Below are 26,889 nucleotides of genomic sequence, written 5' to 3'. Positions count from 1 at the left end.
GTTCAGCTCCGGGGGGGCGAGCTGAACCCGTCCGGGGCTCCCGGACCCCTCAACTGTAGCGCCCCGTGCCCCTCACACGCGCCCCGTCCATTAGGAGGAACGTCGGCCGCCGCACGCACCCCCGGAAACTCAGCGTGCAGGCCATCCCGCGCGGGCGCACGCCTGGCCCCACCCCCGCGGGAGGCGCTCCGACACCGTGGGTGACTGGTGCGATCGGCGGAACGTGCAGCCGTCCGGACATCGCCGATGTTTCGTATGCTGTGCCTCGTGACAGCGCCCGCGAACCCACCGGCCGCCACCGAGCCTCGGGCGGCGGCATTCTTCGACTTGGACAAAACGGTCATCGCCAAATCGAGCACGCTCGCATTCAGCAGACCGTTCTTCCAAGAAGGCCTCATCAACCGCAGGGCGGTGCTCAAAAGTGCCTACGCGCAATTCGTGTTCATGCTGGCCGGTGCCGACGCGGACCAGATGGACCGGATGCGCGCGCACATCACCTCGCTCTGCGCCGGATGGGATGTCGAGCAGGTCAACGCGATCGTCGAGGAAACCCTGCACGACATCGTCGACCCGCTGGTCTACAAGGAGGCCACCCAGCTCATCGCGGAGCACAAGGAGCAGGGCCACGACATCGTGGTGCTCTCCGCTTCCGGGCAAGAAGTCGTGGCTCCGATCGCCGCGCTGCTCGGTGCGACGCATTCCGCGGGCACCCGGATGGTGGTCTCCGGCGGCAGGTACACGGGTGACGTGGAGTTCTACTGCTCGGCGGAGAACAAGGCCGCGGCGGCCCGCGAGCTCGCCGAGCTGCACGGCTACGACCTGGCCGCCTGCCACGCGTACTCGGACTCGGTGACCGACCTGCCGCTGCTGGAGGTCGTCGGCCACCCGACCGCGGTGAACCCGGACCGCGGGCTGCGCAAGCACGCCGCCCAGCGCGGCTGGCCGTCGCTGGCGTTCGAGCAGCCCGTCTCGCTGCGCGCCCGCTTCCCCACCCCGTCCCGGGCCGCGGTGACCGCCGCCGGGGTCGGCGTGGGAGCGGTGGCCGCCGCCGGTGCCGCCTGGTGGGGACTGCGCAGGCTGCGCCGCGGCCGCTGACCCGCGCCACCAGCGGAAGCCCGCCCGGAAACGATCAGCGCGCTGGGGATTGCAGCGGTCCGGAGCGGGGTCTACAAAGGAGGTGCGGACTCCGGTTCGGCCAGGGACGGCGCGGAGGAGAAGCACCGTCCACCCCGTCCGGGCTCCGTGCGTGAGGACGGAGCACCCACGCGCTGCCGCCACGTGAGGCCGGTCGTCGAACGGGGTTGCGTACCGGGACGCCGGACGCCTAGCCCGGAAGTTACGACATTCGTGCACGCTTGGTAACCCGTCCGAACACGCGAAAGGCGGTGCTCGCCGAGGCGGGCGCCCCCGTTTCGCGCGCGGGGCGGGCCCGACCGGAACGCACCCGGCGTGTCGGATCATCCCGGATGCGCTGATCAGGGCCGTTCGCGCCGATCACCCACCGGATGGCGTTGACCGGGCACGGGCACGTGAGTAGCTTCCGAATTCCACCCCCGTGGTGGTGGACGACTTTCCGCCCCCGCCCGCCGACCCCGACCCGGCGCCCCGCCGCGGGACCGTGGGCACAGCCCCAGGAGGTCCCCGTGGGCTTGAAACGCTCCCACCGGCTCCCCGCCGCCATCGGCAGCGTCGTGGCGGTGCTCGCCGTGGGCGGTGGCCTGTCCGCCGCGGGCGCGCAGGAACCCGCGCCACCCCCCGTGCACAGCGCGGTCGACCCGTCCGTCCAGGCGAAGGTGCAGGGCATGACGCTGGAGGAGAAGGTCGGCCAGCTCTTCGTGACCTACGCCTACGGGCGTGCCGCCGACGCCCCGCACCCGCAGAACCGGACCGAGTTCGGCGTGGACACCCCGGCGCAGGTCGTGCAGCGCTACCACCTCGGCGGCCTGATCCACTTCACCTGGACCGACAGCCTCCACGAGCCACGCCAGATCGCGGAGCTCTCGAACGGGGTGCAGCAGGCCGCGGTGTCCTCCGGGGCGGGGGTGCCGCTGCTGATCTCCACCGACCAGGAGCAGGGCCAGGTCACCCGGATCGGCGAACCGGTGACGCAACTGCCCGGCAACATGGCGCTGGGCGCGGGCCGCAGCCCGGAGGACGCCGAGACGTCCGCGCGGATCACCGGCGAGGAACTGCGCGCGATGGGCCTGAACCAGAACTTCGCGCCCAGCGGGGACGTCAACGTGAACCCGGCGAACCCGGTGATCGGGGTCCGCTCGTTCTCCTCAGACCCGGCGCTGGCCGCGCGGCTGTCCGCGGCGGCGGTGCACGGCTACCAGGACGGCGCGAACGTGGCCGCGGCGACCAAGCACTTCCCGGGGCACGGCGACACCAACCAGGACAGCCACACCGACCTGCCCGTCATCGAGCACACCCGCGAGCAGTGGGAGCAGCTGGACGCGCCCCCGTTCCGGGAGGCGATCGCGGCGGGGACCGACGCGGTGATGAGCGCGCACATCGTGGTCCCGAAGCTGGACGACTCGGGCGAGCCGTCCACGTTGTCGCCCACGGTCCTCACCGGGATGCTGCGCGACGAGCTGGGCTACCGCGGCGTGATCGTCACCGACTCGCTGCAGATGGACGGGGTGCGGGCGAAGCACTCGGACGCGGAGATCCCGGTGCTGGCGCTGCAAGCGGGCGCCGACCAGCTGCTGATGCCGCAGAACCTCCAGGTCGCGATCGACGGGGTGCTGGGCGCGGTGCGTTCCGGCGCGCTCACCGAGGAGCGCATCGACGCCAGCGTCGAGCGGATCTTGGAGCTGAAGCGCAAGCGCGGCGTGCTCGACTCGCCGTTCGTCGACCCGGCGGCGGTGGACCGGGTCGTCGGCAACGCCGAACACCGCGAGCAGGCCCAGCGGCTCACCGACCGCACCACCACGGTGCTGCGCGACGACGCGCACGAGCTGCCGCTGCGGGACCCGGGCCGGGTGCTGGTCACCGGGGCCGGGGACCAGGCGACCGCCGAGCTGGCGGAGCGGTTCCGCGCCCGCGGCCGGGAAGCGGACTCCCTGCCGACCGGCATGACGCCGACCAGCGGGCAGGTCAGGCGGGCGGTGGACGCGGCGCGCTCGCACGACACGGTGGTGGTGCTGACCAACGCGGCGTGGAACGGGACGAACGCGGCGCAGCGCGACCTGGTGCGGGCGTTGCAGGACTCCGGCACGCGGGTGGTCGCGGCAGCTCTGCGGGACCCGTACGACGCGGCGCACGTCGAAGAGGTGCCCACCTGGCTGGCGACCTACTCGGACAAGCCGGTGGCGATGGAGTCGCTGGCGCGGGTGCTGCTCGGCGAGGTCTCCCCCGCCGGGAAGCTGCCCGTTCCGGTGCCCACCGCGGACGGCACCGGGCAGCGGTTCCCGTTCGGCCACGGACTGAGCTGGTGACCCCGATGCCGTTGAGCAGACGGGGTTTCCTGGTCTCGACCGCGGTGTCGGCCCCGCTGCTCGGCGCGACCAGCGCCTGCGCCGCGGAGCAGGACGGCCCGGTGCCCGGGTCGCTGCGCACCGGAGCGGACGTGCTCGCCGCCGAGGGCTGGCAGCGGCTCGCGGGCCGCAGGCTCGGCGTGATCACCAACCCGACCGGGGTGCTTGCCTCGCTGGAGCACGTGGTGGACGCGATGCACGCCGGCGGAGCGGTGGACGTCGCCGCGGTCTTCGGCCCGGAGCACGGTTTCCGCGGCACCTCCCAGGCAGGCGGTTCGGAGGGCGACGTCCGCGATCCGCGCACCGGACTGCCGGTGTACGACGCGTACGGCGCGGACGTGCCGAAGCTGGCCGCGATGTTCCGCGAGGCCGGGGTGGAGCGGGTGGTGTTCGACATCGCCGACGTGGGCGCCCGCTTCTACACCTACATCTGGACGATGCACCAGGCGATGCAGGCGGCCGCGCAGGTCGACGCGGAGTTCGTGGTGCTGGACCGGCCGAACCCGATCGGGGGCCGCCGGGTCGAGGGACCGGTGCTGGATCCGCGGTTCACCTCCGGGGTGGGCCTGCTGCCGATCGCCCTGCAGCACGGCATGACGATCGGCGAGCTGGCGCGGCTGTTCGACGCCGAGCACTCCGACACCCCGCTGGGCGACCGGCTGTCGGTGGTCCGGGTGGAGGGCTGGCAGGGGCGCGGCGCGGAGCCCGCGGTGCCGTGGGTGCCGCCGAGCCCGAACATGCCGACGCCGGACACCGCGATGGTCTACCCGGGAACGGGGTTGTTCGAGGGCACGGTGCTGTCCGAGGGCCGCGGCACCACCCGCCCGTTCGAGATCATCGGCGCACCGGGCATCGATTGGCGGTGGGCGGAGGAGCTGAACGCGGCCGGGCTCGCCGGGGTGCGCTTCCGGGAGACCTACTTCGTGCCCACGTTCTCCAAGCACGCCGAGCAGACGTGCGGCGGCGTGCAGCTCTACCGGGACGGCGACGTGGACCCGGTGCGGCTGGCGATCGCGATGCTGGTCTCGGCGAAGCGGCTGTACCCGGAGGTGTTCGGCTGGCGGCCGGACGGCATGTTCGACAAGTTGGCCGGTACGGACCGGGTCCGCGGCATGATCGACGCGGGCGCGGAGGTGGACGAGATCGTCGGTTCCTGGCGGGCGGACCTCACCGGGTTCCGGCGCTCGCGGGAGCGGTTCCTGCTGTACCGGTGAGGCCGGGTCGTTCGAGCGAGGGGTGAGGTCGTGATGCGCAGAGCGCTGGTGGCGCTGGTCCTGGCGTCGGTCACCGCGGCCACCGCGGGGCCCGCGTGCGCGTCGTCCCCGGACGGCGCGGGCGGCCGCTTCGACCGGCCGCAGCAGGGCTTCGCGCCCGCGGACACGGTGCTGCGACCGGGCACCCCGCAGCAGGTGGGGCTGGATCCGGCGCCGATCGACGCGGCGCTGCGGCGGATCGCGGCCTGGACCGAGGTGGTGCCGGGCAGGCAGCACCCGATGTACGCGGGCGCGGTGGCGCTGCTGGCGCACGACGGCGTGGTGGTCCGGCAGGACGCGTTCGGCCGCGAGGTGCGCTACGCGGACGGGACGGGCACCGAGCTGCCGCCGCAGGAGCAGGAACCGGTGCGGCCGGACACGATCTTCGACGTCGCGTCGATCACGAAGCTGTTCACCTCGATCGCCGCGTTGCAGCAGGTCGAGGACGGCGCGGTGGAGCTGGACGCGCCGGTCGCCCGGTACCTGCCGGAGTTCGGTGCGCACGGCAAGGAATCGATCACCGTGCGCCAGCTGCTCACGCACACCTCGGGGCTGCAGGCCGAGGTGAAGCTGTGGAAGCTGCCGCCGCAGGAGCGGATCCCGCACGTCATGGGCCTCACCCCGCAGCACCCGCCCGGTTCGGGCTACGAGTACTCCGACCCGAACATGATCACGTTGGGCGTGCTGGTGTCCCGCGTCGCGGGCGAACCGCTCGACGAGGTGGTGCGGCAGCGCATCACCGAGCCGCTCGGCATGACCGACACCGGCTACAACCCGCCGCCGCAGGAACGGCACCGGATCGCGGCCACCGAGTTCCAGGCCGATCCGCCGCGCGGCATGGTGCGCGGCGAGGTGCACGACGAGAACGCCTGGTCGCTGGGCGGGGTCGCCGGGGAGGCCGGGATCTTCTCCACCGCGCACGACCTGGCGGTGCTCGGCCAAGCGCTGCTCAACGGCGGCAGCTACGGCGGCGCGGAGCTGCTGGACGAGGACTCGGTCGAGCAGATGCTCACCGACTTCAACGGCGGCTTCCCGGGGAACTCGCACGGGCTGGGCTTCGAACTGGACCAGCGCTGGTACATGGCGGGGCTGAGCGGCCCGCGGTCGGCGGGGCACACCGGTTATACGGGCACTTCGCTGGTGCTGGACCCGCTGTCGCGCTCGGTGGTGGTGCTGCTGACGAACCGGGTGCACCCGTCCCGGGAGTGGGGGTCCAACAACGAGGCCCGGCAGGTGCTCGCGCAGGGCGTGGCGGAGTCGCTGGCGGTGCGCCCGGAGCACGGTTCGCGCGAGTGGTCGGCGCCCGCCGCGGAACCCGCGACCTTGACCACCCGGGAGCTGGGGCCGGTGGCCGGGCCCGCGCAGGTGTCCTTCGACGCGTTCGTCGACACCCAGCGGGACGGCGACGGGACCGATGCGCTCGTGGTGGAGTCCAGCGCGGACGGCGGTGCCTCGTGGCGCCCGGTGCCGGTGGAGGCGAGCGGCGACGGCGCACCGGAGGGACCGCAGCGGGTGCTGGCGGGTTCCGGGCACCGCGCGTGGTGGCAGGTGCGGGGCGCGGTGGACGCGGCTCCGGGGCAGCGGATCCTGGTGCGCTGGCGCTACGCGCCGGACGCGCGGTACACCGGGCGCGGGGTGCAGCTGGACGGCATCTCCGCGGCGGACCGGGAGCGGACCTTGCTGGACGGGGAGCTGGAACCGCAGGGGCTGCGCGCGGAGGGCTGGCGGGAGGTGGAGCGCTGAACGGCCCGGAGCCGAGCGTCCCGTTGCTCCCGATCGGGTGTACCGCCCGGGAATCCGGAATAGCCGCGCCTCCGGCCGCGTCGTGACCGGTGTTCATCGTCGAGCACCAGGAGGCAGCGCTCATGGCCGCGATCCCGCAGGAACTGGCCGAGATCCTCAGCAAGCGCGCGTTCGCGCACATCGCGACCCTCGGTCCGCGGGGCGAGCCGCAGTCCAGCCCGGTGTGGGTCGAGTGGGATGGCACGCACGTGAGGTTCAGCCAGACCACCGGCAGGCAGAAGTACCGGAACCTGCAGCGGGATCCGCGCATCGCGGTGTCCGCGCACGACCCGGAGAACCCGTACCGCTACGTCGAGATCCGCGGCCGCGTCGCCGGGTTCGAGCCGGATCCGGACAACGCGTTCATCAACAAGATGGCGAAGAAGTACACCGGTGAGGACGAGTACCAGTGGGGGCAGCCGGGGGACGAGCGCGTGGTGGTGCTCGTCGAGCCGGAGCACGTGCCGGGCGCGTAGTCCGGCCTCGGCGGGACGCGCGGTGGCTCCTGCCGCGCGCTCCGCGTTCGGGGCGGTCGGGCGGCGACCCGTCCGGCCGGGTCGGCCGAGCCACCGCTCAGTTCGTCTCGGGACTGGGCAGGTGCGGGCCGAGGTGTCCGATGTGGACAGATGCGGACCGTCCGCGGGTGTCGTCGTAGTAGTGCAGGCGGGGCGCGACGCCACCGCTGCGCTCGATCTTGACGTGGGCGGCGAAGAAGGCGTGCCCGGACGGATCGACCTCCACCGGCACCGGGAAGGTGCGGGCGTTGCGGTAGCGCGGCGTGTTGACCACCAGCTCGGTCTCCCCGGAGGCGATCAGCGTCGGGGAGATCCCGCGCGCACCGCCGTGCGCGCGGACGAAGTGGGCGAACCCGCGCAGGTCCGGGCGGGCGTGATCGATGGCGGTGGCGCGTTCGCGCGCGTACGAGTCCAGCAGCACCAGCACGTTCCAGGTGCGGCGGAGCCACTGCGCGCTGCGGTGATGACCGTCCAGTTCGGACGGATCGACCTGCGGACCGAAGCGCAGCGCGGGCAGTGCGCGGTGTGCCGCGTCGAGCAGGTCGGCGAAGCGGTTCACGGCCGGCCCGGCGTCCGCCGCCGCTACGGCACGACCGGGACCGCCGAGTTCCCCGTCCGCCGTCCCGGCGTCGGACGGATCGGACTCGGGCTGCCCGGCGTCGGACGGCCCGGCATCGAACGACCCGGCGCCCTTCCCCGCTCCGGTGGTGCGCCGCAGCGCCGCGACGCGTCGGCGCGCCAGCAGCAGCCGGTCTTCGGCCGCGTCGAGTTCTTCCGCGTACAGCGCGGATTCCAGTTCGGCGTCGTGCGCCGCGCGCCACGCGGCGGGGACGGATCCGCGGCGCAGCAGCGCTTCGGCCTCGTCCCGCTCGCCCCGCAGCCGTCCGACGAGCTCGGCCAGCCGCCGCCGGGAGTCGGCGGACCGCCGTTCCCGCCGCCGCGCGCGTTCGGCCGCGGCGCTCCGCTCGTCGAGCGCCCGAGCCGCGGAATCGGCCTGGTCCCGGGCGGCGTCCTCCTGCCCGGCCGCGGCGCTGAGCCGGTCCCGCAGCACCCGCGCACCACCGTCGTCGGCCGCGGGCAGCCAGCGCAGTGCGCCGCCGCGGGTGTCGGCGGTGACCCGGCGGTCGTGCATCGGGTCGAACAGCAGCGCCTGCCAGGCGTCCCCGGTCGTCCGGATCGCGCCACCGGCCCGCCAGCTGCTCGCCCGCAGCACCGCGTCCACCAGCTTCCGCCATTCCCCGGCGCGGTGGAACCGGTCCCGCGGCAGCACCGGGTCCGGTTCGTGATCGACCCACCACGGCGGCAGGTACAGCCGGGCGGCGCGGGCGGGGATCCGGCGTGCGGGCGGGAGCAGCGCGTCCACCCGGTCCCGCACCGAGTCGTCGGCGGGCAGCAGCCCGCACAGGCCGCGGGTGGCGTTGCGGAAGCGCAGCAGTTCCGGCGGGAGCGGCCGGGCGAAGTCGTCGTTGTAGACCAGCACCGGCGAGTCCCGCACGCCTTCGTCGAAGGTGTGCACCAGGAAGTCCACGTCGTCGAGTTCCACCAGCGGGTTCTGCTCGGTCAGCGAGTACGCCCCGCGCGGGTCCCGCGGTCGCGCGGCGAGCAGTCCCAGCTTCTGCACCGGGCTCACCTGGTCGCGGAGGGACCAGGGCCGGGCGGCTTCGGCGTAGACCCAGAAGGCGTGCGCGTCGCCGGAGCCGGGTGCGGCCACGAGCGCGGCGCGCACTTCGCCGGTTCCGCGACCCCAGCTCACCCGCCAGCGGCGCGGCAGCTCGGCGCCGGGTTCGCGTCCTTCGTCGATGAGCCGCAGTTCGCCCGCTTCGTGCAGCCGGACCAGCGCGCTCCCGGCGTCGAGCAGCTCGGGTCCCGCGTGGCCTGCCGCGCAGAACGCGGTGCGGCGCAGCGGTTCCGGTGCGGTGCCGCTCATCGCGGTTCCGGTCCGACGTGCCCGACGTGCACCGCACCGGTGGGTCCGGCGGTGTCGTCCAGGTAGTGCAGGGCGGTCGGTGGATCGCCGGCGTGGTCGAGCAGCACGTGGTCGCGGAACGCGGTCCAGCCGGTCGGGTCGACCGCTTCGGGGACTCGGAAGGTGGTGGCGGCGTCCGCCGGGGCGCGTCGCAGCGCCGGGGCGCCGATCCCGCCCGCGCGCAGCAGCGCGGGCAGCGAGCCGCCGGGCGCCGCGGCGTGCTGGGCGAGCAGGTCGAGCACCTGGTCGCAGCGCCGCGCCCGCGCGCAGTCGAGGCGGTCCACCTCGGCGCGCACCTCGGGTCCGAAGTGGACTCCGGGCCGGTCGGCCGAGCCGGCCGGTCCGAGCTCGGCGGGTGCGCCGCGGCCGCGCAGCCGGTCCTCCTCGGCGCGGAGCCGTTCGAGTTCGCGCTCGCACTCGGCGAGCCGCGCCGAGCGGGCCGCGCCGAGCCGTAGCGCTTCCGCGGTGCGGCTCCGCGCGGCGCCGAGGGAGGTCCGGGCGAGCCGTTCCCGCACCGCGTCGCGTTCGGCGCGCAACCGCAGCACGCCGCCCGCCAGCACCCGGCGGGACCGGTCCAGCTCCGCGGTGCGGGCGGTGCGCCGGTCGATCTCGGCGTCGAGCTCGTGCGCGGCGGCGGCGCGCCGCGCGGCGGTCCGGCGGGATTCGGCCTGCCGCGCTCCGGCCCCCTGGATGCGCTGGCGCAGGTCGGACTTGTCGGCGCCGCCCGCGGTGGCGAACCACCGCTCCCCCGGCCCGACGGGCGAGTCGGCGACGCGCTGGTCCTGCCAGCCGGTGGCGAACAGCAGCGCCCACGGTTCGTCCGCGTCGTCGGCCGCGGGCGAGCGCCACCGGGACACCCGCAACGCGAGCGCGGCGGCTTCGTCCCAAGCGGCGGGATCAGCCGCGTCCACTTCGGACAGCAGGGGATCGTCGCGTTCGGCGGCCCACGGCCCGGGCAGGAACAGCCGGGCGCCGCGGTGCGGGATCCGCAGCGATTCCGGCAGTTCCGCGTCGAGGCGGCGCGCCACCGCGTCCCCGACGAACACGACCGGGGCCGTACCGGCGGTGGCCTTGCGGAACTCCGCGGTCGCCCGCGGCACCACCAGCGGACGTCCCGCCTCGCGGTCGACGTGCCGGACCAGCACGGCCGTCCCGCCGCGCCGGTCCCGGATGGCGGCGAGCAGCCCGGCGAGGTCGTCCGGGTCGTCGCGCAAGGTGGAACCGGTGACGGCGAGCCCGCTGCGCGGGTCGGCCAGCGGGAACCGGGCGAGCCCGGCGCGCGGCAGCGGCGACGGGACTCCGATCCCCCACCCGCCGGGGGTGCGCGCGGCGAACCAGCACCGCACCAGGTCGTCCCGCGCCAGCAGCACCAGCACCGCCGAGACCGGGCCGTCCGCGCGCTGCCACGTCATCCGCCAGCGCAGCGGCGCGTCCGGGTCGGCGCGGTCCAGCGCGCCGCGGTCGTAGAGCCGCAGGGCACCCGCCTCGTGCTGCTGGAGCAGGAATTCGGCGTGCTCGTCGACCGGGGCGGAGACCGATCCGGTGGCGCAGAACAGCTCGGAACCGAGGTCCGCTGGCCCGCTCATGTCACCCCGCTCCGCGCCGTGGCATCTGCCCGAAGCCTAGCGAACGGGCGGTGCAACCCGGTGGCCGCCGACCACCGTCCACCCGTCGGCAGAGTTCCACACCAGCACCCCGACCAGCGCGGGAAGGCACCGGAGATACCCGCATTGACCTGCACAGATCCTCGTCAGTAAGTTTCCCACATGGCCCTTGACGACGCGTCGACCGAAGCCGGTGCGACCAGCCCGCTGGTCCGGATCCGCTCCCTGCTCCCGGGCCTGGCCAGGGCCGAGCAGCGGGTCGCCAACATCGTGCTGTCCGCGCCGGCCTCCATCGCGCGGCGCAGCATCACGGACGTGGCCGAGGCCGCCGGGACCAGCGAGACCACCGTGACCCGGTTCTGCAAGGCGATCGGCGTCGGCGGCTACCCGGATCTGCGGATCGCGTTGGCCGCGGACACCGCCCGCACCTCCAGCCGGGACCGCGACCTCGGCGGCGACATCGAGCCGGACGACCGGCTGGAGCAGATCATCGACAAGGTGGCCTACGCCGACGCGAAGGCGGTGGAGGAGACCGCCGGGCAGCTGGACGCGAACGCGCTGGCCGCGGTGGTCGAGGCCGTCGCGGGCGCCCGCCGGATCGACGTCTACGGGGTGGGGGCCAGCGCCTTCGTCGCGCTGGACCTGCAGCAGAAGCTGCACCGCATCGGGTTGACCTGCTTCGCCTGGTCGGACACGCACGCGGCGCTGACCTCGGCGGCGCTGCTGCGGGAGGGCGACGTGGCGCTGGGCATCTCGCACACCGGCGCCACGACCGAGACCGTCGAGGCGCTGCGCGAGGCGGGCCACCGCGGCGCGATCACGGCCGCGCTCACCAACTTCAGCCGCTCCCCGATCACCGAGGTGGCCGACCAGGTGCTGACCACGGCGGTGCGCGAGACGACGTACCGATCGGGTGCGATGGCGAGCCGCATCGGCCAGCTCACCGTGATCGACTGCCTGTTCATCGGGGTGGCGCAACGCCACATCGACGAGGCGAAGGCGGCGCTGGACGCCACCTACGAGGCGGTCGGCGCGCACCGGCTCGGTGCCCGCCCGGACCGCCGACGGCACAAGGAGGACGGCCGATGAACCGCGACGCCGAGGGACCCGCCGTGCGGGTGGACGCCCCCACCGAGCGCACCAACGAGCGGACCAGGGACATCGACCTGCTGCCGACGCTCGACGTGCTGCGGGTGCTCAACGCCGAGGACCGGACGGTGCCGGAGGCGGTGGGCCGGTCGCTCCCGGACCTGGCGCGCGCGGTCGACCGGGCGGTGGCCGCGCTCCGCGGCGGCGGCCGGGTGCACTACGTGGGCGCGGGCACCTCGGGCCGGCTGGCGGTGCTGGACGCGGCCGAGCTGATCCCCACCTACAACGTGCCCGCGGACTGGGTGGTGGCGCACCAGGCGGGCGGCGCCGGAGCGTTCCAGAAGCCGGTGGAGAACGCGGAGGACGACGCCGAGGCAGGGGCGGCGATGGCCCGGGCCGAGGTGGCCGCGGGGGACTTCGTGCTCGGGCTGACCGCGTCCGGCCGCACCCCGTACGTGCTGGGCGCGCTGCGCGCGGCGCGCGAGATCGGGGCGGGCACGGCGCTGATGTCGGCGAACCCCGAATCGGCGGGCGACGCCCCGGCCGACCTGACCATCGCGGTGGACACCGGGCCGGAGCCGATCGCGGGTTCCACCCGGATGAAGGCGGGCACGGCGCAGAAGCTGGTGCTCACTTCGTTCTCCACCGCCGTGATGATCCGGATGGGCCGCACCTACTCGAACCTGATGGTGAGCCTGCTGGCGACGAACGCGAAGCTGCGCGGCCGCACCGTCGAGATCCTGCGGGAGGCGACGGCCGCGTCCGAGGACGAGTGCGCGCGGGCGTTGAACGCGGCGGACGGCGACCTGAAGACCGCACTGGTGCACCTGCTGACCGGCGCCGAAGTCCCCCGCGCCGCGGCCGCGCTGACCGCCGCCGACGGCCGGGTCCGCGACGCCCTCCGCACCCTCGGCAGCTGAGCCGATCCGGCAGTCAGGCCATGCCGGTGGCGACGCGGCCGAGGGCGGTGAACAAGCTCGCCCAGAAGCGTTCGGTGTCGAGGACGGTGGCGACCTCGGCGTTGTGCAGCTCGGCGGGGGCGGCGAAGTCGGTGACGGTCATGCCCGAGGTGAACCGGCCGTGGACCTCCACGTCGACCCGCGCGGGCACCGTGGTGAACATGCCGGGGTCGAGCGCGTAGGCGATGGCGCACGGGTCGTGCACGGCGGGGCCTTCCACGCGGTACTGCGGGTGCTGCCCGTAGAAGTCGAGGATCGGCGAGATCAGCTCGGCTTCCAGCCTGCCCAGCCCGGCGAACCGGCCCCGGACGGCGGCGGTCGCGCGGGCCTGCGCGGTGAGGTCGAGGCCGATCATGGTGGTGCGCCAGCCGGCGCCGAACGCGACGGCGGCGGCCTCCGGGTCGGCGAGCACGTTGAACTCCGCGGCGGGCGTGCGGTTCCCCCTGGTGTAGGAACCGCCCATGATCACGAACTCGCGGACCTGCTCGACGAGCCGGGGCTCCTTGCGCACCGCGAGCGCGACGTTCGTCAGCGGACCCACCGCGACCAGGCTGATCTCGCCGGGCGCTGCGGCGACGGTGTCGATGATGAAGTCGACGGCGTGCCCGTCCCGCACCCCGCTGGTGGCGGCGGGCAGCCGGACCCCGCCGAGACCGTTGCCGCCGTGCACCTCGTCGGCCAGCACGACGTCCCGCACCAGCGGCCGGTCGGCGCCCGCGACGACCGGCACGTCCATGCCGAAGAAGCCGGTGAGGCACAGCGCGTTGTTCGTGGTGTGGTCGAGCCCCACGTTGCCCGCGACGGTGGTGATCCCGACGAGCTCCAGTTCGGGGCTGCCGTGGGCGTAGGCGATGGCCAGCGCGTCGTCGATGCCCGGGTCGCAGTCGAGCAGGACCTTCTTCGGCACGTCCGTGCCCCCTCCCGGTGCGGTGCTCACGATTGGACGGCGTCGGCGATGGACTTCGCTTCCCGCGCGCCGGTCTCCAGCGCGGTGCAGCAGTGCACGATCCACTGCGCGACGCCGTCGGGGTCGCCGGGGGCGAACGCGGCGGCGGCGTCCTGGTAGTCGGCCCGGCGGCGGAAGTAGGCGACCTCCGGCACGACGAGGCCCTTCGGGTCGAGGCCGCTGCCGATCACGCTGAGCCGGGCGGCGGCCCGCGCCACGATGCCGTCGACCTCGCCGAACGGGGCGAGCGCGAGCAGTTCGCCGTGCACCACGGCGGCCTGCACCGGCCCGGGCACCAGGTTCTGCGAGCGGCCGCCCGCGTCGGCGACGACCTGGGCGAGCAGGTCCAGCCGCCCCGAGACGGCCGGGTCCTCGCGGGGCCTGCCGAGCCGGTCCGGGTCGCCGGGCAGGTCCGCGGCGGCGAGCACGTGCAGCCGGGCCAGGGCCTGCAGCGGGGCGCGCTGCCAGGTCGGCAGCAGCGGCCCCAGCGCTTCGGCGACGCGCAGCGCGCCCGCCAGCAGCGGGTCGCTCACCTCGCCGCTGTCCGGGATCTCGGTGGCCCCGCCGGCGACGGCGGCCGAGGCGCGGGCGGCGCGCACCGAGGCTTCGGCGCTGGTCGCGGGCCAGCCGCGGCGGTTCGCCGGGTGCCGGTGGATCTCGTCGATCGCGGTCCGCGCGGCGGCGACCGCGTCGGTGACACCGGGCAGCTCCAGCAGCGGGAGCAACGACTCTTGGGCACTCACGCCGCTGGACGCTACCCGGCGGGTGCGGCGGCCCCGCCTGGACCCGTTCCCACCTGCGCAGGTCCCGGCACCGGAGGCGGTCGCGCACCTCCCGCCCCTGGTCACTCGACCGTGTGTGGGCAACTCGATTGCAACGTTCGGGGCACCAGCCTGCTCCGCAGGTGCCGAGCCCGGACCACGGACGTCACCGGCAGGATTGGTCGCACCAAAGCGAGAACCTCTGTCGGAGTGAGCCGCGTCGCACTACGGTCTAGATGACATCGAAGGTCACCCCGCAGCGCAGGGAGGTTCCCCGCAATGAGCCAGCCCGACGGGCCGAGCAACACCTTGGACAACCTGCTCACGGAGAGCAGGACCTTCCCGCCGACGGCCGAGTTCGCGGCCGCGGCCAACGCCACGTCGGACTCGTACGACAGGGCAGCCGCCGACCGGGAGGGCTTCTGGGCGGAGCAGGCCGACCAGCTCGACTGGGCCCGCAAGTGGGACCAGGTCCTCGACTGGTCCGGCGCCCCGTTCGCGAAGTGGTTCGTCGGCGGCGAGCTGAACGTGGCCCACAACTGCGTGGACCGGCACGTCGAGGCGGGCAACGGCGACCGGGTCGCGATCCACTGGGAGGGCGAACCCGGCGACAGCCGCACGATCACCTACGCCGAGCTGCAGCGCGAGGTCAGCCGCACCGCGAACGCGCTCGCCTCGCTGGGCGTCGGCGCCGGTGACCGGGTCGCGATCTACCTGCCGATGCTGCCGGAAGCCGTGTTCTCGATGCTCGCCTGCGCGCGCCTCGGCGCGCTGCACAGCGTCGTGTTCGGCGGCTTCTCCGCGGAGGCGCTGCGCGCCCGGATCAACGATGCCGAGGCGAAGGTCGTCATCACCTGCGACGGCCAGTACCGGCGCGGCAAGGCCGCCCCGCTCAAGGCCAACGTGGACGAAGCGGTGCAGCACACGCCCAGCGTCGAGCACGTCCTGGTCGTCAAGCGCACCGCCACCGAGGTCGCGTGGAACGAGCGGGACAAGTGGTGGCACGACGTGGTCGAGCCGCAGTCCGACCAGCACACCCCGGAGGCGTTCGACTCCGAGCACCCGCTGTTCATCCTCTACACCTCCGGCACCACCGGGAGCCCGAAGGGCATCCTGCACACCTCCGGCGGCTACCTCACCCAGGCCGCCTACACGCACCGCACCGTCTTCGACCTGAAGCCCGGGTCGGACGTGTACTGGTGCACCGCCGACATCGGCTGGGTCACCGGGCACACGTACATCGTGTACGGACCGCTGGCCAACGGCGCCACGCAGGTGATCTACGAGGGGACGCCGAACAGCCCGCACGAGGGCAGGCACTGGGAGATCGTGCAGAAGTACGGCGTGACGCTGTACTACACGGCGCCCACCACGATCCGCACCTTCATGAAGTGGGGCGCGGAGATCCCCGCCCAGTACGACCTGTCCACGCTGCGGGTGCTCGGCTCGGTCGGAGAACCGATCAACCCCGAGGCCTGGATGTGGTATCGGGAGCACATCGGCGGCGGGAAGACCCCGATCGTCGACACCTGGTGGCAGACCGAGACCGGCGCGATCATGATCTCGCCGCTGCCCGGGGTGACCGCCACCAAACCCGGTTCCGCGCAGGTCCCGCTCCCCGGCATCTCCGCGAAGGTCGTCGACGAGACCGGCGAGGACGTCGGCCCCGGCGGCGGCGGGCTGCTGGTGCTGGACAAGCCGTGGCCGTCGATGCTGCGCGGCATCTGGGGCGACGACCAGCGGTTCAAGGACACCTACTGGTCGAAGTTCGCCGATCTCGGCTACTACTTCGCCGGCGACGGCGCCAAGTACGACGACGACGGCGACATCTGGCTGCTGGGCCGGGTGGACGACGTCATGAACGTCTCGGGCCACCGGATCTCCACCACCGAGGTCGAGTCGGCGCTGGTCTCGCACCCGACGGTCGCCGAGGCCGCGGTCGTCGGCGCCAGCGACCCGACCACCGGGCAGGGCATCGTCGCGTTCGTCATCCTGCGCGGCAACGCCGCCGACGAGGCGGGAGGCGACGCGGCGCTGAAGGCGCTGCGCGACCACGTCTCGCACGAGATCGGCCCGATCGCGAAGCCGCGGCAGATCATGGTCGTGCAGGAGCTGCCGAAGACCCGCTCCGGCAAGATCATGCGTCGGCTGCTGCGGGACGTGGCGGAGAACCGCGAGGTCGGCGACGTGTCGACGTTGGCGGACTCCTCGGTCATGGACCTCATCTCGAAGGGCATCCGCAAGTCCTCCGACGAGTGATCGAACTCCGCTCGCGGGCCCGGTCCTCCCGGTGGGGGCCGGCCCCGCTCGCGTTCCGGTGCGCGCCCGAGCGGCTGCTAGGGTCGCCGACAGGTGTGCCGGGAAGTCGGGTCGGCGACGCATCAGCACGTCCGCCACCAGGAGGCCACCGATGACCGAACCCGCCCCGGCCCGCGGCACCGCCGCCCTCGCCCGCTACCTGCGGACCGAGACCGTCGGAGGCGTGGTGCTGCTGGTCGCCACCGCGCTCGCGCTGCTCGCGGCGAACTCGCCGCTCGGCGGGCTGTACGCGGGAGTGCGGGACTTCGCGGTCGGGCCCGCCGCGCTGCACCTGGACCTCACCGTCGGCGAGTGGGTCAAGGACGGGCTGCTCGCGGTCTTCTTCTTCGTCGCCGGGCTGGAGCTCAAGCGGGAGCTCGTCGTCGGGGAGCTCGCCGACCGCCGGACGGCGGCGCTGCCGGTGCTGGCGGCGTTCGGCGGCATGGTGGTGCCCGCGATCATCGCGTTCGCCGTCGGCCACGGGGCGCCCGGCGCGGGCCAGGCCTGGGCGATCCCGGTGGCCACCGACATCGCGTTCGCGCTCGGGGTGCTGTCGCTGGCCGGTTCCGGGATCCCGGCCGCGGCGCGGGTCTTCCTGCTCAGCCTGGCCGTCGTCGACGACCTGGGCGCGATCATCGTGATCGCCGTGCTGTTCACCGCGGGGCTGAGCCCGCTGCCGCTGCTCGCGGCGGTCCTGCTCGGCGCCGCCTACTGGTTCGCGCAGCGCAGGCGGATCACCACGCCGTGGCTGTACGTGCCGCTGGCGGTCGCCACCTGGCTCGCGGTCCACGGCAGCGGCATCCACGCCACCATCGCGGGCGTCGCGCTCGGGCTGCTCACCAGAGTGCGGGCCGATCCCGGCGAGGACGCCGCGCCGTCGGTCCGGCTGGAACACCGGTTGCAGCCCTGGTCGGCGGGACTGGTGGTGCCGGTGTTCGCGTTCTTCGCCGCCGGGGTGCCGGTGAACGGGGCGGCGCTGGGCGCGGTGTTCCACGACCGGATCGCGATCGCCGTGATGGCCGGATTGTTCTTCGGCAAGTTCATCGGGATCTTCGGCACGTCCTACCTGGCGGTGCGGCTCGGGATCGGCGCGCGGCCGGGCGGGGTGACCTGGCGGGACATCTCGGCGCTCGCCGTGCTCGGCGGGGTCGGGTTCACCGTCAGCCTGCTCATCGCCGAGCTGTCGCTGGCCGGGGACGCGGCGGAACGCGCCAAGACGGCGGTGTTGATCGCGTCCGCGCTCGCCGCGCTGATCGCCGCCGCGCTGCTGCTGCGGCGCGGACGGCGCACCGCCCGTGAGCTGAACTGATCGGTCTCGGTAGATCACCCACCGGTAACGCCACGGGAGTCTCACTCGGTCGGGCACCAGGCGGCGTGGCACGATGGCGGGCGTGAACAGCGCCCAGAAGAACCAGCAAGGCAGCAGCGACGGAGCCTGGTCGGCCGTCACATCCCTACCGCTGTCCGAAGAGGGCACTGGCGCGGGCGGCGAGCAGTCCATCGGTTCCCTCGTGCGCGACGCGACCACGCACCTGTCGACGCTGGTCCGCTCCGAGATCGAACTCGCCAAGGCCGAAGTCACCGGTGAGGTGAAGAAGGGCGTCAAGGGCAGCGTCTACTTCGTCCTCGCGCTGGCCGTGCTCGGCTTCAGCATGTTCTTCCTCTTCTTCACCCTCGCCGAAGGGTTGCACGCGCTCGGGATCTGGCGCTGGGCCTCCTTCGGCATCGTGTTCCTGCTGATGCTGGTCGTCGCCGGACTGTTCGGACTGCTCGGTTACCTGCGGGTGCGCAAGATCCGAGCGCCGAAGCGCACCATCGCGACGCTCAAGGACACCAAGCAGCTCGCTCGCCGACGCGGCCAGGACGACGCCGCGCACGCCATCGAGAGCTAGTACCGGACCGGTCCCGGGGGGGAGACGCCCGAACGCGGGCGCCTGGCCTCCGCGCGTTCCGGGTCCGGCGAGGAGTCAGCCGCCGGTGCACTCACCGGTCGAGACCGGCGTGGTGAGCGCCGAGGACTCGGCGACCTCGTCGGCCACCTCGTCGGCGGTGAGCGCGAACCCGGTCTCCGGGTCGTCCACGGCGGCGCCGAACACCACGCCCACCACGTCCCCGTCCGGGGCGACCAGCGGGCCGCCGGAGTTCCCGCTCTGCACCTTCCCGCGCACCGTGTACACGTCCCGCACCACGGTGTTCGCGTCGTAGATGTCCGGGCCGCGCAGGTTGATCCGCTGCCGCAGCCTGCCCGCCGACGCCGTGTACGGGCCGTCCAGCGGGTAGCCGAGCGCGACGACGCTGCCGCCGGGCGGCACCTCGGAGCGGTCCAGCGGCATCGCGTCCGCGTCCAGGTCCGGCACCGCCAGCACCGCCAGGTCCGTCGCCGGGTCGAACATCACCACGTCCGCGGCGAACTCGCCGCGCCCCACCTCGATCGCCACCCGGTCCGTGCCCGCGACCACGTGCGCGTTCGTCATCACCCGGTGCGGGGCGACCACGAATCCGGAGCCCTCCAGCGCCCGCGCGCAGGACGCGGCGCGGCCGCGCACCTTCACCACGCTGGTCTGCGCGTTGCGGACCACGTCGCTGGAGGCCAGCGCCTGGTCCGGCGGGTCGATCGCGGCCACCGGGGTCTTCGAGAACGGTTCCAGCGCGTCCGGGAAGCCGCTCACCCCGAGCATCCGGCGCAGCTCGTCCGGCAACGACTTGACCGCGGTCGGCATCATCGAGTCGACCTGGCTCAGCACCTGCGAGCGGGTGATCGCCGACGCGAGCCCCGGCATCGCCGAGGCCGAGGTGAACGGGAGCGCCACCAGCCAGGCCACCACGAACACCGCCACGCACTGCAGCACCGCGCCGAGCACGTTGTCCACGCCGGTCAGCTTCGACGAGGTGATCCGGTCCCGCAGCTCCCGGCCCGCCCACATGCCGAACGTCTCGCCGAACGCCACCAGCAGCACCACGATGCCCACGCCGAACCCGATCCGGGCCGGCTGGCTGTCCAGCCGCTCCAACAGCAGCGGCGCCACCCGCAGACCCACGACGGCGCCGACGAACACGCCGAGGAACGAGAACAGCGCGGTGACCAGGCCGTTGCGCGCGCCGGACACGGCGGCCAGCAGCGCCAGCGCCACCACCAGCAGATCGACCCAGTTCACCGAACACCCTTCCGCCGCGTCACGTCCCCTGCCGGTGCGCAGGCCACCGTCAGCCGCCGAAACCGACGTCCGCGGCGGACTCCGCGGCCCGCCACGCCTCGTCCAGGTCCAGCTCCGGGGCATCGTCCCAGCCGGCGGACCAGCCGCCGAGTTCCAGCACCCCGGCCAGCAGCACCCCGGTGAACCCCCACACCAGCATCCCCGGCACCACGAACGCCGGACCGGCGCGCCCGTCGCGCAGCCGCACCCGGAGCCGGTTCGCCGGGTCCACCAGCCACGACAGCGGGACCCGGGCCACCGCACGAGTCTCCCCGAGGTCGACCGCGGCCACCGGGGACGGATTCCGCCAGTGCGCCAGCACCGGAGTCACCCGGAAACCGCTGTGCGCCACGTGCAGCTCCGGCAGCACGGCCAGCGGCCGGATGCCCGCGGGGTGCGCGCCGACCTCCTCCTGCGCTTCGCGCAGCGCCGCGGCCACCGGGCCCGTGTCGGACGGGTCGATCGAGCCGCCGGGGAACGCGACCTGCCCGGGGTGCGAGCTGAGCCCGTCCGCGCGGCGCAGCAGCAGCACGTCCGGCCCGTCCGCGTCCTCGCCGAACAGGATCAGCACCGCGGCCGGGCGGGCGCTGCGCGGCGGGCGCAGCCGCGGCCAGCCGAAGTGGCCCTGGTCCACGTCCGCGCTGCGCCGCACCAGCGGGGCGAGCCACTCCGGTGCGGCCGAGCCGTCGACCACCGGGTCCGTCACGATCGACCTCCCAAGGTGCGGCGGACCGCGGCGTCCACCGCGTCCGCGGAGCGGAACACCTCCGGCGGATCGATGCGCCGGACCTCTCCCGATTCGGTGATCACGAAGCTGGCGGGCAGCACGTTCGGCACCCGCAGCGCGGCGCGCAGCGCGCCGTCCGGGTCGTGCACCGCCGGGAAGCGCACCCCCAGCGAGCGCAGCAGCGCCAGGCCGTCCGCCTCGTCGCTGCGCACCTGCACGCCCAGCACCGGGATCGAGCCGGGGCGGGCGGAGTACTCCTGCAGCGCGGGGAGCTCGGTGCGGCACGGGGCGCACCAGGTCGCCCACACGTTGACCAGCGCCGGGCGTCCGGCCAGCGCGGCGCCGACGTCCACCGGGCGGCCGTCGGCCAAGCAGGTCCCGGTCGCCCCGGCCAGCTCGGCGGGGCCGCCGGCCCGCGGCTCGGGGCAGGGTCCGAGGCCCGCGCGCAGCGCCGGGTCGACCGGGGCCGCCTGCGGCCGCTGCTCCGGGGCGTCCGCGGTCGGCGCCCCGCCGCCGGAACCACCCGGCCACAGCGCGACCACGGCGAGCCCGGCCAGCACCAGCACCACGACCGTCCACCGGATCTCGCTGCGGAACTCGCGGACGTACCGCCAGCGGCTCACGCGTCCGGCTCCTTCGCCGCCGCCTTCTCGATGGTCGCCTCGTCCAGTTCACCGGAGATCCCGGCTAGCTCCAGCAGCCGCGGCGCCTCCGGCCCGCGCACCAGCTTCGCCGCCGCCGAGGGCTCCTCCGGGCCGGCACCGAACGACGGGCAGTCCTTCGCCAGCAGGCACGCGCCGCACGCGGGCTTGCGCGCGTGGCACACGCGGCGCCCGTGGAAGATCACGTAGTGCGAGAGCATCGTCCACTCCTTGCGGGGGATCAGCTCGCCGATCGCGTGCTCCACCTTGACCGGGTCCTCCTCCACCGTCCAGCCCCAGCGGCGCACCAGCCGGCCGAAGTGGGTGTCGACGGTGATGCCGGGGACGTCGAAGGCGTTGCCGAGGATGACGTTGGCGGTCTTGCGACCGATCCCGGGCAGCTTCACCAGGTCGTCGAGCCGCGCGGGCACCTCGCCGCCGTGCCGCTCCACCAGCGCCGCGCCCAGCCCCAGCAAGGAGTTCGCCTTGTTCCGGTAGAAGCCGGTGGAGCGGATCAGCTCCTCCAGCTCGGTCCGGTCGGCGCCGGCGTAGTCCGCGGCCGCCGGGTAGCGGGCGAACAGCGCGGGCGTCACCTGGTTGACCCGCTTGTCGGTGCACTGCGCGGACAGAATCGTCGCGACCGCGAGCTGCAGCGGGTCGGCGAAGTCGAGCTCGCAGTGCGCGTCCGGGTAGCCCTCGGCGAGCTCCCGCACCATCCGCCGCGCCCGCCGGACGAGCCCGGTGCGGGTCTCCGTCCCGGCGCTCGCCGCGCTGCGGCGCGGTCGGCGCGCCGGTGCTCCCCCGGCTCGGGAACGACCGGAACCGGAGGTCACGGCGCCCGCGGTCGTCGACCGGGTGGGCGCCGATCGGGCCGCGGCGGGCCGATGGGAGGATGATCGACCAGGCTGTGACCTGTCGTGGGCTGGCTCCGGCACCCCACCAGACTACGGACCACGACGACACCCGAACCCGACCCCGTCGACGGGCAACCGACCCCCGGTTGCGTCCGTCTCGAAGGCATGAGCGAGGATTCAAGCATCATGACTGCCTGGTTCGTTATCGTCGTACCGCTAGTGATCATGTTCTTCACGTTGTTCATGGAGCGCGTGGAGGCACGGCTGCGGCACGTCGCGGTGCAGGAGAACGAGGTCGAAGAGCTGCTGGAGAACGCTCGGCCCGATGAGGTCCGGGCGCTGTTCCGGCAGGGAATCGGGCGTGCGCTGGAGCTCTTCCAGCTACGCAGGGTGGGACGCGCCGGCAAGCTGCGAACTCGCCGTTCCCGCGACCAGTCTTAAACTCAACTGGTAGTGATCGGCGGCACAGTACGGTGACCGCGGAACGACGCGGGCACCGCTTCGAACGAGCCGCCGCGTCTCAACATGGAGGGACGAGGTGGACGAGACCCTTTCCCGCGCCGGAATCTTCCAGGGCGTGGAACCGGCCGCGGCGGAGGCGCTGACCCAGTCGCTGGAACCGTCTGAGTTCCCGCGCGGACACGTGATCTTCGCCGAGGGCGAGCCGGGCGACCGGCTCTACATCATCCAATCCGGCAAGGTCAAGCTCGGGCGCAAGTCGCCCGACGGCCGCGAGAACCTGCTGGCGATCATGGGGCCGTCGGACATGTTCGGCGAGCTGTCCATCTTCGACCCGGGCCCGCGCACCTCGACCGCCACCACGGTGACCGAGGTCCGCGCGCTGACCATGGACCGCAGTGCGCTGCGGCAGTGGATCGGCACCCGCCCGGAGATCGCCGAGCAGCTGCTGCGGGTCGTCGCGCGCAGGCTGCGCCGGACCAACGGCATGCTCGCCGACCTGATCTTCACCGACGTGCCCGGTCGCGTGGCCAAGGCGCTGCTGCAGCTCGCGCAGCGCTTCGGCAGCCAGGAAGCCGGTCTGCTGCGGGTCACCCACGACCTCACGCAGGAGGAGATCGCGCAGTACGTCGGCGCCTCGCGGGAGACCGTGAACAAGGCGCTCGCCGACTTCGCCCACCGCGGCTGGCTGCGGCTGGAGGGCAAGAGCGTGCTGATCCTCGACCCGGAGCGGCTGGCTCGCCGCGCGCGCTGAGCCACCACCGGCCGCGTCGCCCAACGCGCGTCGGCTGACGGGTCCGCCTTTCGTTCGGACCCCTCAGCCGGCGCGCGTTTTCGCACGTCCGAGCCTCCCCCTCCGAGCGCGCTCGGGGACGGCGGATCCAGCACCCGGCCGCGGACACGCCGAGTCACCAGCCATGTAGGGGACGTTGTGCCCGGTTTCCTCCCCGGAACCGGAGGGCACACTGGTATCAGAGCCCGGGACATCTGCTCGGAAAGAATTCACCGAGCCGTGCAACCCGGACCGAGAACTCAACGTCTTACCTAGTGGAGGCCCTTCACGACGCGCGGAGCGCGCGGGTGCTGGGCAGCCGACGGGGAACTCCTCCGGTGCCGGATTCGGGGCCGACCATCGGAGGTTCGAGGAGCGTGGTTGGTCGGGGGACGGGCCGCGCGAGCGAAAGGGCTGGAGCGTCGCGTCGGGGGCGACGCCCCAGCCCTTTCGCACGTCCGGTCCCGGTCGCGCGGCGCCTGGCCGGGCTCGGCCGCCCGCTGCGGCCCGGTCAGCCCGAGAAGCGCGGACAGCCGGGTCGCGGCTCGTTCCGGGCGACGGAGAACACCCGGAAAACGACTGGTACCGGCGTACCAGGACGCGGATACTGGTACGCGTGTCCCATTCGATCACCTTGGCCGACTACCGCGCCGCGCTGCGCACGCCCGGAGCCACCGCACCCGTCCTGACCTCCCTGCTGGGCCGCCTGCCGATCGCGATGATCGGGCTGGCACTGCTGCTGTACGTGCAGAAGGTGACCGGCAGCTTCGCCACCGCCGGGCTCGTCTCGGCCGCCGAGCTCGTCGGCGTGGCGTGCGGCTCGGTCGTGCAGAGCAGGGTGATCGACCGGATCGGACCCACCCGGCCGATGGTCGTGATGTCCGCGGCGCTCGCGGTGTTCGTCGCCGCCGAGATCACCGCCATCGAATCCGGGGCACCGGTCGTGGCGCTCACCGCGCTCGGCTTCCTGCTGGGCGCGAGCCAGCCGACCGTGGCCCCCGCCTCCCGGGCGCTGTGGGCGCAGCTGCTGCCCGCCGGGCCGGCGCGGGACGCGGCCTACTCGTACGAGGCGATCAGCATGGAGGTCTTCTTCATCCTCGGCCCCGGCCTGGCCGGGCTGCTGGTCGCGCTGCCGTGGGCCGGTGCCGGAGTCGTCGCGGGCAGCGCCTGCATGATCGTCGGCAGCATCGGCTTCGCCTCGACGCGCGCCGCCCGCCGGTTGCGGCCGCAGGACGACTCCCGCACCTCGGGCGGGATGCTCGGGGCGCTGCGCGCGCCCGGGATGCGCACGGTGGCGCTGGCCGCGCTCGGCTTCGGCTGCCTCATCGGCTTCGTGGAGGTCGGCGTGCCCGCCTCCGCGGTCGCGGCCGGGGCGCCGAACGCGGGCGGGCTGCTGCTGAGCGCGCTGTCGGTGACCTCCGTGGTGTTCGGCGTGCTGTACGGGATGCGGCCGTGGCCGCGGCCGATGCACCTGCGGCTGCCCGCGCTGCTGCTCGGCTTCGCCGGTCTCGTCGCGCTGCTGGCGCTGCCCGGGACGCTGTGGGGGCTGTGCCTGGCGCTGCTGCTCGCCGGGTGCCTGATCACCCCGCAGTCCACGGCGCACTCGGTGGCGCTGGACCTGGCCGCGCCGGCCGGGACCGAGACGGAGGCGTTCGGCTGGGTCGTGACGGCGGTGACGCTCGGTGCGGCGGCCGGCCAGTCGATCAGCGGCCGGATCGTGGAGAGCGCCGGGCCGCCCGCCGCGTTCCTGCTCGCCGGGGTGGTCGGCGTCGTGCTGGCCGCGGGCCTGTGGGTCCGGCGCGGCACGCTGCTCCCGGTCCGCGAACCCGCCCTGGTCTGACGCGCAGGGCCTCGCTGATCGCGCCCCCGCCCCGTCAGCGGCGCCGGGCCGCGGTCAGCGTTCGCCGCGTTCCGCCAGGTAGGTCAGCTGGGCGGCGACGCTCCACGCGGCCGCTTCCCGCACCTCCGGCGGCACGTCGGCGTAGACGACCGCCACCACCTCGGCGGCGGTGACCTGCGGGCCGCGGGCGCGGACCACCGCGCGGATCTGGTCGAGCCGCTGCTCGCGGTGCGCCAGGTAGCCGTTCGCCACCTCGACCACGTCGGGCAGGTCCGGGCCGTGGCCGGGCAGCGCGGGCAGTCCGGCGGGCAGCGCCGCCAACGCCCGCAGCGAGGCCAAGTAGGAGCCCAGGTGCCCGTCCGGGTGCGCGACGACGGTGGTGCCGCGCCCCAGGATGGTGTCCCCGGTCAGCACCGCCTCCTGCCCGTCGCGCTCCGCGCGGAAGCACACCGAGTCGCGGGTGTGGCCGGGCGTGGCGAGCACGGTCAGCCGCACCCCGGAGGCCTCGACGACCTCGCCGTCGACCAGCGGGCCCGCGCCCGTGCACAGCTGCGGGTCCAGCGCCCGCACCGGCGCCCCGGCGCGCTCCGCGAGCTCCGCCGCGGACTCGGTGTGGTCGAAGTGGTGGTGCGTGAGCAGGACCAGCGACACCGGACCCTGCGCCAGGATCCGCTCCAGGTGCTCGTCCCCGGGGCCCGGGTCGACCACCACCCGGTCCGGTCCCGAGCCGAGCAGCCAGGTGTTGGTGCCGTCCAAGGTCATCGGTCCCGGGTTCGCGGCCAGCAGCACCGACGCGAACGGCGTCACCTGCCGCAGCAGGCCGTAGGAGGGGTGGGTCACCGGCCCTCCTCCTCGCCGCGGTAGCCGGGATCGCCGGGCAGCACCACGCGCCACGCGCCGTCCCGGTGTTCCAGCTGCGGGAGCACCTTGCCGAGCGGGCGCTGCACGTCCAGGGCCGCGGCGACGCTGCCGCAGGCCCCGACCTCGGACAACGTCACCCAGGTCGGCGGGAGCAGGCCGCAGCGCTGCTGCCGCCAGTCCTCCAGGGCGTCCTCCGGCGTGCTCCAGTACGCGCGGGAGGCCTCCGAGGTGACGCCGTCGGCGCGCTGCCCCTCCGGCATCGCGGCGAGGAAGAAGCGGGTGTCGTACCGGCGCGGCTCCTCCTCCGGGGTCACCCAGTTCGCCCACGGCCGCAGCAGGTCGGCGCGCAGCACCAGGCCCGCGTCGGCGAGGAACCCGGCCAGCGACAGCTCGCGGGACTCCAGCTTCGGCCGCGCGTCCGCGTACGGGCGGGTGTCGTCGACGACCGAGTCCGCGTCGGGACCGGCCAGCAGCACCCCGGATTCCTCGAAGGTCTCGCGGACCGCGGCGCACACCAGCGCCCGCGCGGTGTCCTCGGAGCACTCGAAGCGCTCGGCCCACCACCGCGGCGGCGGTCCGCTCCAGGTCACCGAGGCGTCGGCATCCCTGCGGTCCACGCCGCCGCCGGGGAACACGGTCATGCCACCGGCGAACGGCATGCCCTCGACGCGGCGCTGCAGGAACACCTCCGGCCCGCGGTCGCCGTCGCGCAGCAGCACGACGGTGGCGGCGTCCTTCGGCGTCGCGGGCGGATCGGGCCGTTCGGGCAGGACGAATCCGTCGGGCAGCGTCAGGTCCTCCGGCAAACGCACCATGCCGGTCACCTTAAGCGGAGAAGCGCGCCCGATCACCCCTGTGATCAAGATCAACAAATGCGGTTTCCCTGCCA

Annotated in this window: 23 protein-coding genes; 13 read left to right on the top strand and 10 right to left on the bottom strand. The window is 74.0% G+C overall.

What is annotated here, in order from left to right; all coding sequences use genetic code 11:
* Positions 1 to 255: 255 nt before the first annotated feature.
* The 5 genes from LCD31_RS09140 (at position 256) to LCD31_RS09120 (ending at position 6,990) form a co-directional block, all read left to right on the top strand.
* Complete coding sequence (locus LCD31_RS09140; RefSeq protein WP_224957299.1) at positions 256 to 1,095, top strand: HAD family phosphatase; 840 nt, start codon at positions 256 to 258, stop codon at positions 1,093 to 1,095.
* A 554-nt stretch (positions 1,096 to 1,649) separates the two neighbouring features.
* Positions 1,650 to 3,440: a glycoside hydrolase family 3 protein gene (locus LCD31_RS09135; RefSeq protein ID WP_255623104.1), complete on the top strand. Its 1,791-nt coding sequence runs from the start codon at positions 1,650 to 1,652 to the stop codon at positions 3,438 to 3,440.
* A gap of 5 nt (positions 3,441 to 3,445) precedes the next feature.
* Positions 3,446 to 4,693, top strand: coding sequence for an exo-beta-N-acetylmuramidase NamZ domain-containing protein (locus LCD31_RS09130; RefSeq protein ID WP_224957282.1), 1,248 nt, complete (start codon positions 3,446 to 3,448; stop codon positions 4,691 to 4,693).
* A 33-nt stretch (positions 4,694 to 4,726) separates the two neighbouring features.
* Positions 4,727 to 6,475, top strand: a complete 1,749-nt coding sequence (locus tag LCD31_RS09125; protein WP_224957280.1) for a serine hydrolase — start codon at positions 4,727 to 4,729, stop codon at positions 6,473 to 6,475.
* Between the two features lie 89 nt (positions 6,476 to 6,564).
* Positions 6,565 to 6,990, top strand: coding sequence for a PPOX class F420-dependent oxidoreductase (locus LCD31_RS09120; RefSeq protein ID WP_224957278.1), 426 nt, complete (start codon positions 6,565 to 6,567; stop codon positions 6,988 to 6,990).
* Between the two features lie 97 nt (positions 6,991 to 7,087).
* Here LCD31_RS09120 and LCD31_RS09115 read toward each other — a convergent pair whose 3' ends face one another.
* The gene (locus tag LCD31_RS09115) at positions 7,088 to 8,956 is read right to left on the bottom strand and encodes a hypothetical protein (protein ID WP_224957276.1); all 1,869 of its coding nucleotides are present in this window, start codon (positions 8,954 to 8,956) and stop codon (positions 7,088 to 7,090) included.
* Positions 8,953 to 10,581 (bottom strand): hypothetical protein, encoded by a 1,629-nt coding sequence (locus LCD31_RS09110; protein ID WP_224957273.1) that lies wholly within the window; start codon positions 10,579 to 10,581, stop codon positions 8,953 to 8,955. The genes LCD31_RS09115 and LCD31_RS09110 overlap by 4 nt, the downstream gene beginning before the upstream one ends.
* A 180-nt stretch (positions 10,582 to 10,761) precedes the next feature.
* Here LCD31_RS09110 and LCD31_RS09105 point away from each other — a divergent pair, with 180 nt between their 5' ends.
* Both LCD31_RS09105 and murQ read left to right on the top strand, forming a co-directional pair.
* Positions 10,762 to 11,688, top strand: coding sequence for a MurR/RpiR family transcriptional regulator (locus tag LCD31_RS09105; RefSeq protein ID WP_224957271.1), 927 nt, complete (start codon positions 10,762 to 10,764; stop codon positions 11,686 to 11,688).
* A complete protein-coding gene (gene murQ, locus LCD31_RS09100; RefSeq protein WP_224957269.1) occupies positions 11,685 to 12,608 on the top strand; it encodes an N-acetylmuramic acid 6-phosphate etherase in 924 nt (307 codons plus the stop codon). Before LCD31_RS09105 ends, murQ begins: the two co-directional genes overlap by 4 nt.
* 13 nt (positions 12,609 to 12,621) lie before the next feature.
* Here murQ and LCD31_RS09095 read toward each other — a convergent pair whose 3' ends face one another.
* Together LCD31_RS09095 and LCD31_RS09090 are read right to left on the bottom strand one after the other, a co-directional pair.
* On the bottom strand, positions 12,622 to 13,554 hold the full coding sequence (locus LCD31_RS09095; protein ID WP_224957267.1) for a nucleoside hydrolase: 933 nt from the start codon (positions 13,552 to 13,554) through the stop codon (positions 12,622 to 12,624).
* A 26-nt stretch (positions 13,555 to 13,580) separates the two neighbouring features.
* On the bottom strand, positions 13,581 to 14,336 hold the full coding sequence (locus LCD31_RS09090) for an oxidoreductase (protein WP_224957265.1): 756 nt from the start codon (positions 14,334 to 14,336) through the stop codon (positions 13,581 to 13,583).
* A gap of 297 nt (positions 14,337 to 14,633) precedes the next feature.
* Here LCD31_RS09090 and acs point away from each other — a divergent pair, with 297 nt between their 5' ends.
* From acs to LCD31_RS09075, 3 genes are all read left to right on the top strand, one after another.
* On the top strand, positions 14,634 to 16,613 hold the full coding sequence (gene acs, locus LCD31_RS09085) for an acetate--CoA ligase (protein WP_224957263.1): 1,980 nt from the start codon (positions 14,634 to 14,636) through the stop codon (positions 16,611 to 16,613).
* Between the two features lie 151 nt (positions 16,614 to 16,764).
* Positions 16,765 to 17,961, top strand: a complete 1,197-nt coding sequence (gene nhaA, locus LCD31_RS09080) for a Na+/H+ antiporter NhaA (protein WP_224957261.1) — start codon at positions 16,765 to 16,767, stop codon at positions 17,959 to 17,961.
* 73 nt (positions 17,962 to 18,034) lie between these two features.
* A complete protein-coding gene (locus LCD31_RS09075; RefSeq protein ID WP_224957259.1) occupies positions 18,035 to 18,544 on the top strand; it encodes a phage holin family protein in 510 nt (169 codons plus the stop codon).
* A gap of 75 nt (positions 18,545 to 18,619) precedes the next feature.
* On the opposite strand, the gene LCD31_RS09070 is transcribed toward LCD31_RS09075, so the two are convergent.
* From LCD31_RS09070 to nth, 4 genes are read right to left on the bottom strand one after another with little or no spacing between them, the layout of a single operon-like run.
* On the bottom strand, positions 18,620 to 19,807 hold the full coding sequence (locus tag LCD31_RS09070; protein ID WP_224957257.1) for a MarP family serine protease: 1,188 nt from the start codon (positions 19,805 to 19,807) through the stop codon (positions 18,620 to 18,622).
* A gap of 49 nt (positions 19,808 to 19,856) precedes the next feature.
* Positions 19,857 to 20,552 (bottom strand): CoA pyrophosphatase, encoded by a 696-nt coding sequence (locus tag LCD31_RS09065; RefSeq protein WP_224957256.1) that lies wholly within the window; start codon positions 20,550 to 20,552, stop codon positions 19,857 to 19,859.
* A complete protein-coding gene (locus LCD31_RS09060; protein ID WP_224957255.1) occupies positions 20,549 to 21,196 on the bottom strand; it encodes a TlpA disulfide reductase family protein in 648 nt (215 codons plus the stop codon). Before LCD31_RS09060 ends, LCD31_RS09065 begins: the two co-directional genes overlap by 4 nt.
* Complete coding sequence (nth, locus tag LCD31_RS09055; RefSeq protein ID WP_224957297.1) at positions 21,193 to 21,930, bottom strand: endonuclease III; 738 nt, start codon at positions 21,928 to 21,930, stop codon at positions 21,193 to 21,195. Before nth ends, LCD31_RS09060 begins: the two co-directional genes overlap by 4 nt.
* 324 nt (positions 21,931 to 22,254) lie before the next feature.
* On the opposite strand from nth, the gene LCD31_RS09050 reads away from it, so the two are divergent.
* From LCD31_RS09050 to LCD31_RS09040, 3 genes are all read left to right on the top strand, one after another.
* Positions 22,255 to 22,509: a hypothetical protein gene (locus LCD31_RS09050; RefSeq protein ID WP_029621632.1), complete on the top strand. Its 255-nt coding sequence runs from the start codon at positions 22,255 to 22,257 to the stop codon at positions 22,507 to 22,509.
* Between the two features lie 97 nt (positions 22,510 to 22,606).
* A complete protein-coding gene (locus LCD31_RS09045; RefSeq protein ID WP_224957254.1) occupies positions 22,607 to 23,281 on the top strand; it encodes a Crp/Fnr family transcriptional regulator in 675 nt (224 codons plus the stop codon).
* Between the two features lie 634 nt (positions 23,282 to 23,915).
* Positions 23,916 to 25,139: an MFS transporter gene (locus LCD31_RS09040; protein ID WP_224957253.1), complete on the top strand. Its 1,224-nt coding sequence runs from the start codon at positions 23,916 to 23,918 to the stop codon at positions 25,137 to 25,139.
* A 54-nt stretch (positions 25,140 to 25,193) separates the two neighbouring features.
* Here LCD31_RS09040 and LCD31_RS09035 read toward each other — a convergent pair whose 3' ends face one another.
* Positions 25,194 to 25,979, bottom strand: coding sequence for an MBL fold metallo-hydrolase (locus tag LCD31_RS09035; RefSeq protein WP_224957252.1), 786 nt, complete (start codon positions 25,977 to 25,979; stop codon positions 25,194 to 25,196).
* Positions 25,976 to 26,815, bottom strand: coding sequence for an NUDIX domain-containing protein (locus LCD31_RS09030; protein ID WP_224957251.1), 840 nt, complete (start codon positions 26,813 to 26,815; stop codon positions 25,976 to 25,978). Before LCD31_RS09030 ends, LCD31_RS09035 begins: the two co-directional genes overlap by 4 nt.
* Positions 26,816 to 26,889: the final 74 nt, after the last annotated feature.

The organism is Saccharopolyspora sp. 6M, from assembly GCF_020176775.1.
Classification (GTDB): Bacteria; Actinomycetota; Actinomycetes; order Mycobacteriales; family Pseudonocardiaceae; genus Saccharopolyspora_C; species Saccharopolyspora_C gregorii.
The sequence above is the reverse complement of the archived record's forward strand: the minus strand, read 5'-3'. Positions and strand labels throughout refer to the sequence as shown.

Coding starts and splice junctions, on each gene's coding strand:
- LCD31_RS09050 (WP_029621632.1), top strand. CDS start 22,255: ATGACTGCCTGGTTCGTTATCGTCGTACCGCTAGTGATCATGTTCTTC.
- LCD31_RS09110 (WP_224957273.1), bottom strand. CDS start 10,581: ATGAGCGGGCCAGCGGACCTCGGTTCCGAGCTGTTCTGCGCCACCGGA.
- nth (WP_224957297.1), bottom strand. CDS start 21,930: ATGGTGCGGGAGCTCGCCGAGGGCTACCCGGACGCGCACTGCGAGCTC.
- LCD31_RS09125 (WP_224957280.1), top strand. CDS start 4,727: ATGCGCAGAGCGCTGGTGGCGCTGGTCCTGGCGTCGGTCACCGCGGCC.
- LCD31_RS09105 (WP_224957271.1), top strand. CDS start 10,762: ATGGCCCTTGACGACGCGTCGACCGAAGCCGGTGCGACCAGCCCGCTG.
- LCD31_RS09140 (WP_224957299.1), top strand. CDS start 256: ATGCTGTGCCTCGTGACAGCGCCCGCGAACCCACCGGCCGCCACCGAG.
- LCD31_RS09030 (WP_224957251.1), bottom strand. CDS start 26,815: ATGGTGCGTTTGCCGGAGGACCTGACGCTGCCCGACGGATTCGTCCTG.
- nhaA (WP_224957261.1), top strand. CDS start 16,765: ATGACCGAACCCGCCCCGGCCCGCGGCACCGCCGCCCTCGCCCGCTAC.
- murQ (WP_224957269.1), top strand. CDS start 11,685: ATGAACCGCGACGCCGAGGGACCCGCCGTGCGGGTGGACGCCCCCACC.
- LCD31_RS09075 (WP_224957259.1), top strand. CDS start 18,035: ATGGCGGGCGTGAACAGCGCCCAGAAGAACCAGCAAGGCAGCAGCGAC.
- LCD31_RS09130 (WP_224957282.1), top strand. CDS start 3,446: ATGCCGTTGAGCAGACGGGGTTTCCTGGTCTCGACCGCGGTGTCGGCC.
- acs (WP_224957263.1), top strand. CDS start 14,634: ATGAGCCAGCCCGACGGGCCGAGCAACACCTTGGACAACCTGCTCACG.
- LCD31_RS09115 (WP_224957276.1), bottom strand. CDS start 8,956: ATGAGCGGCACCGCACCGGAACCGCTGCGCCGCACCGCGTTCTGCGCG.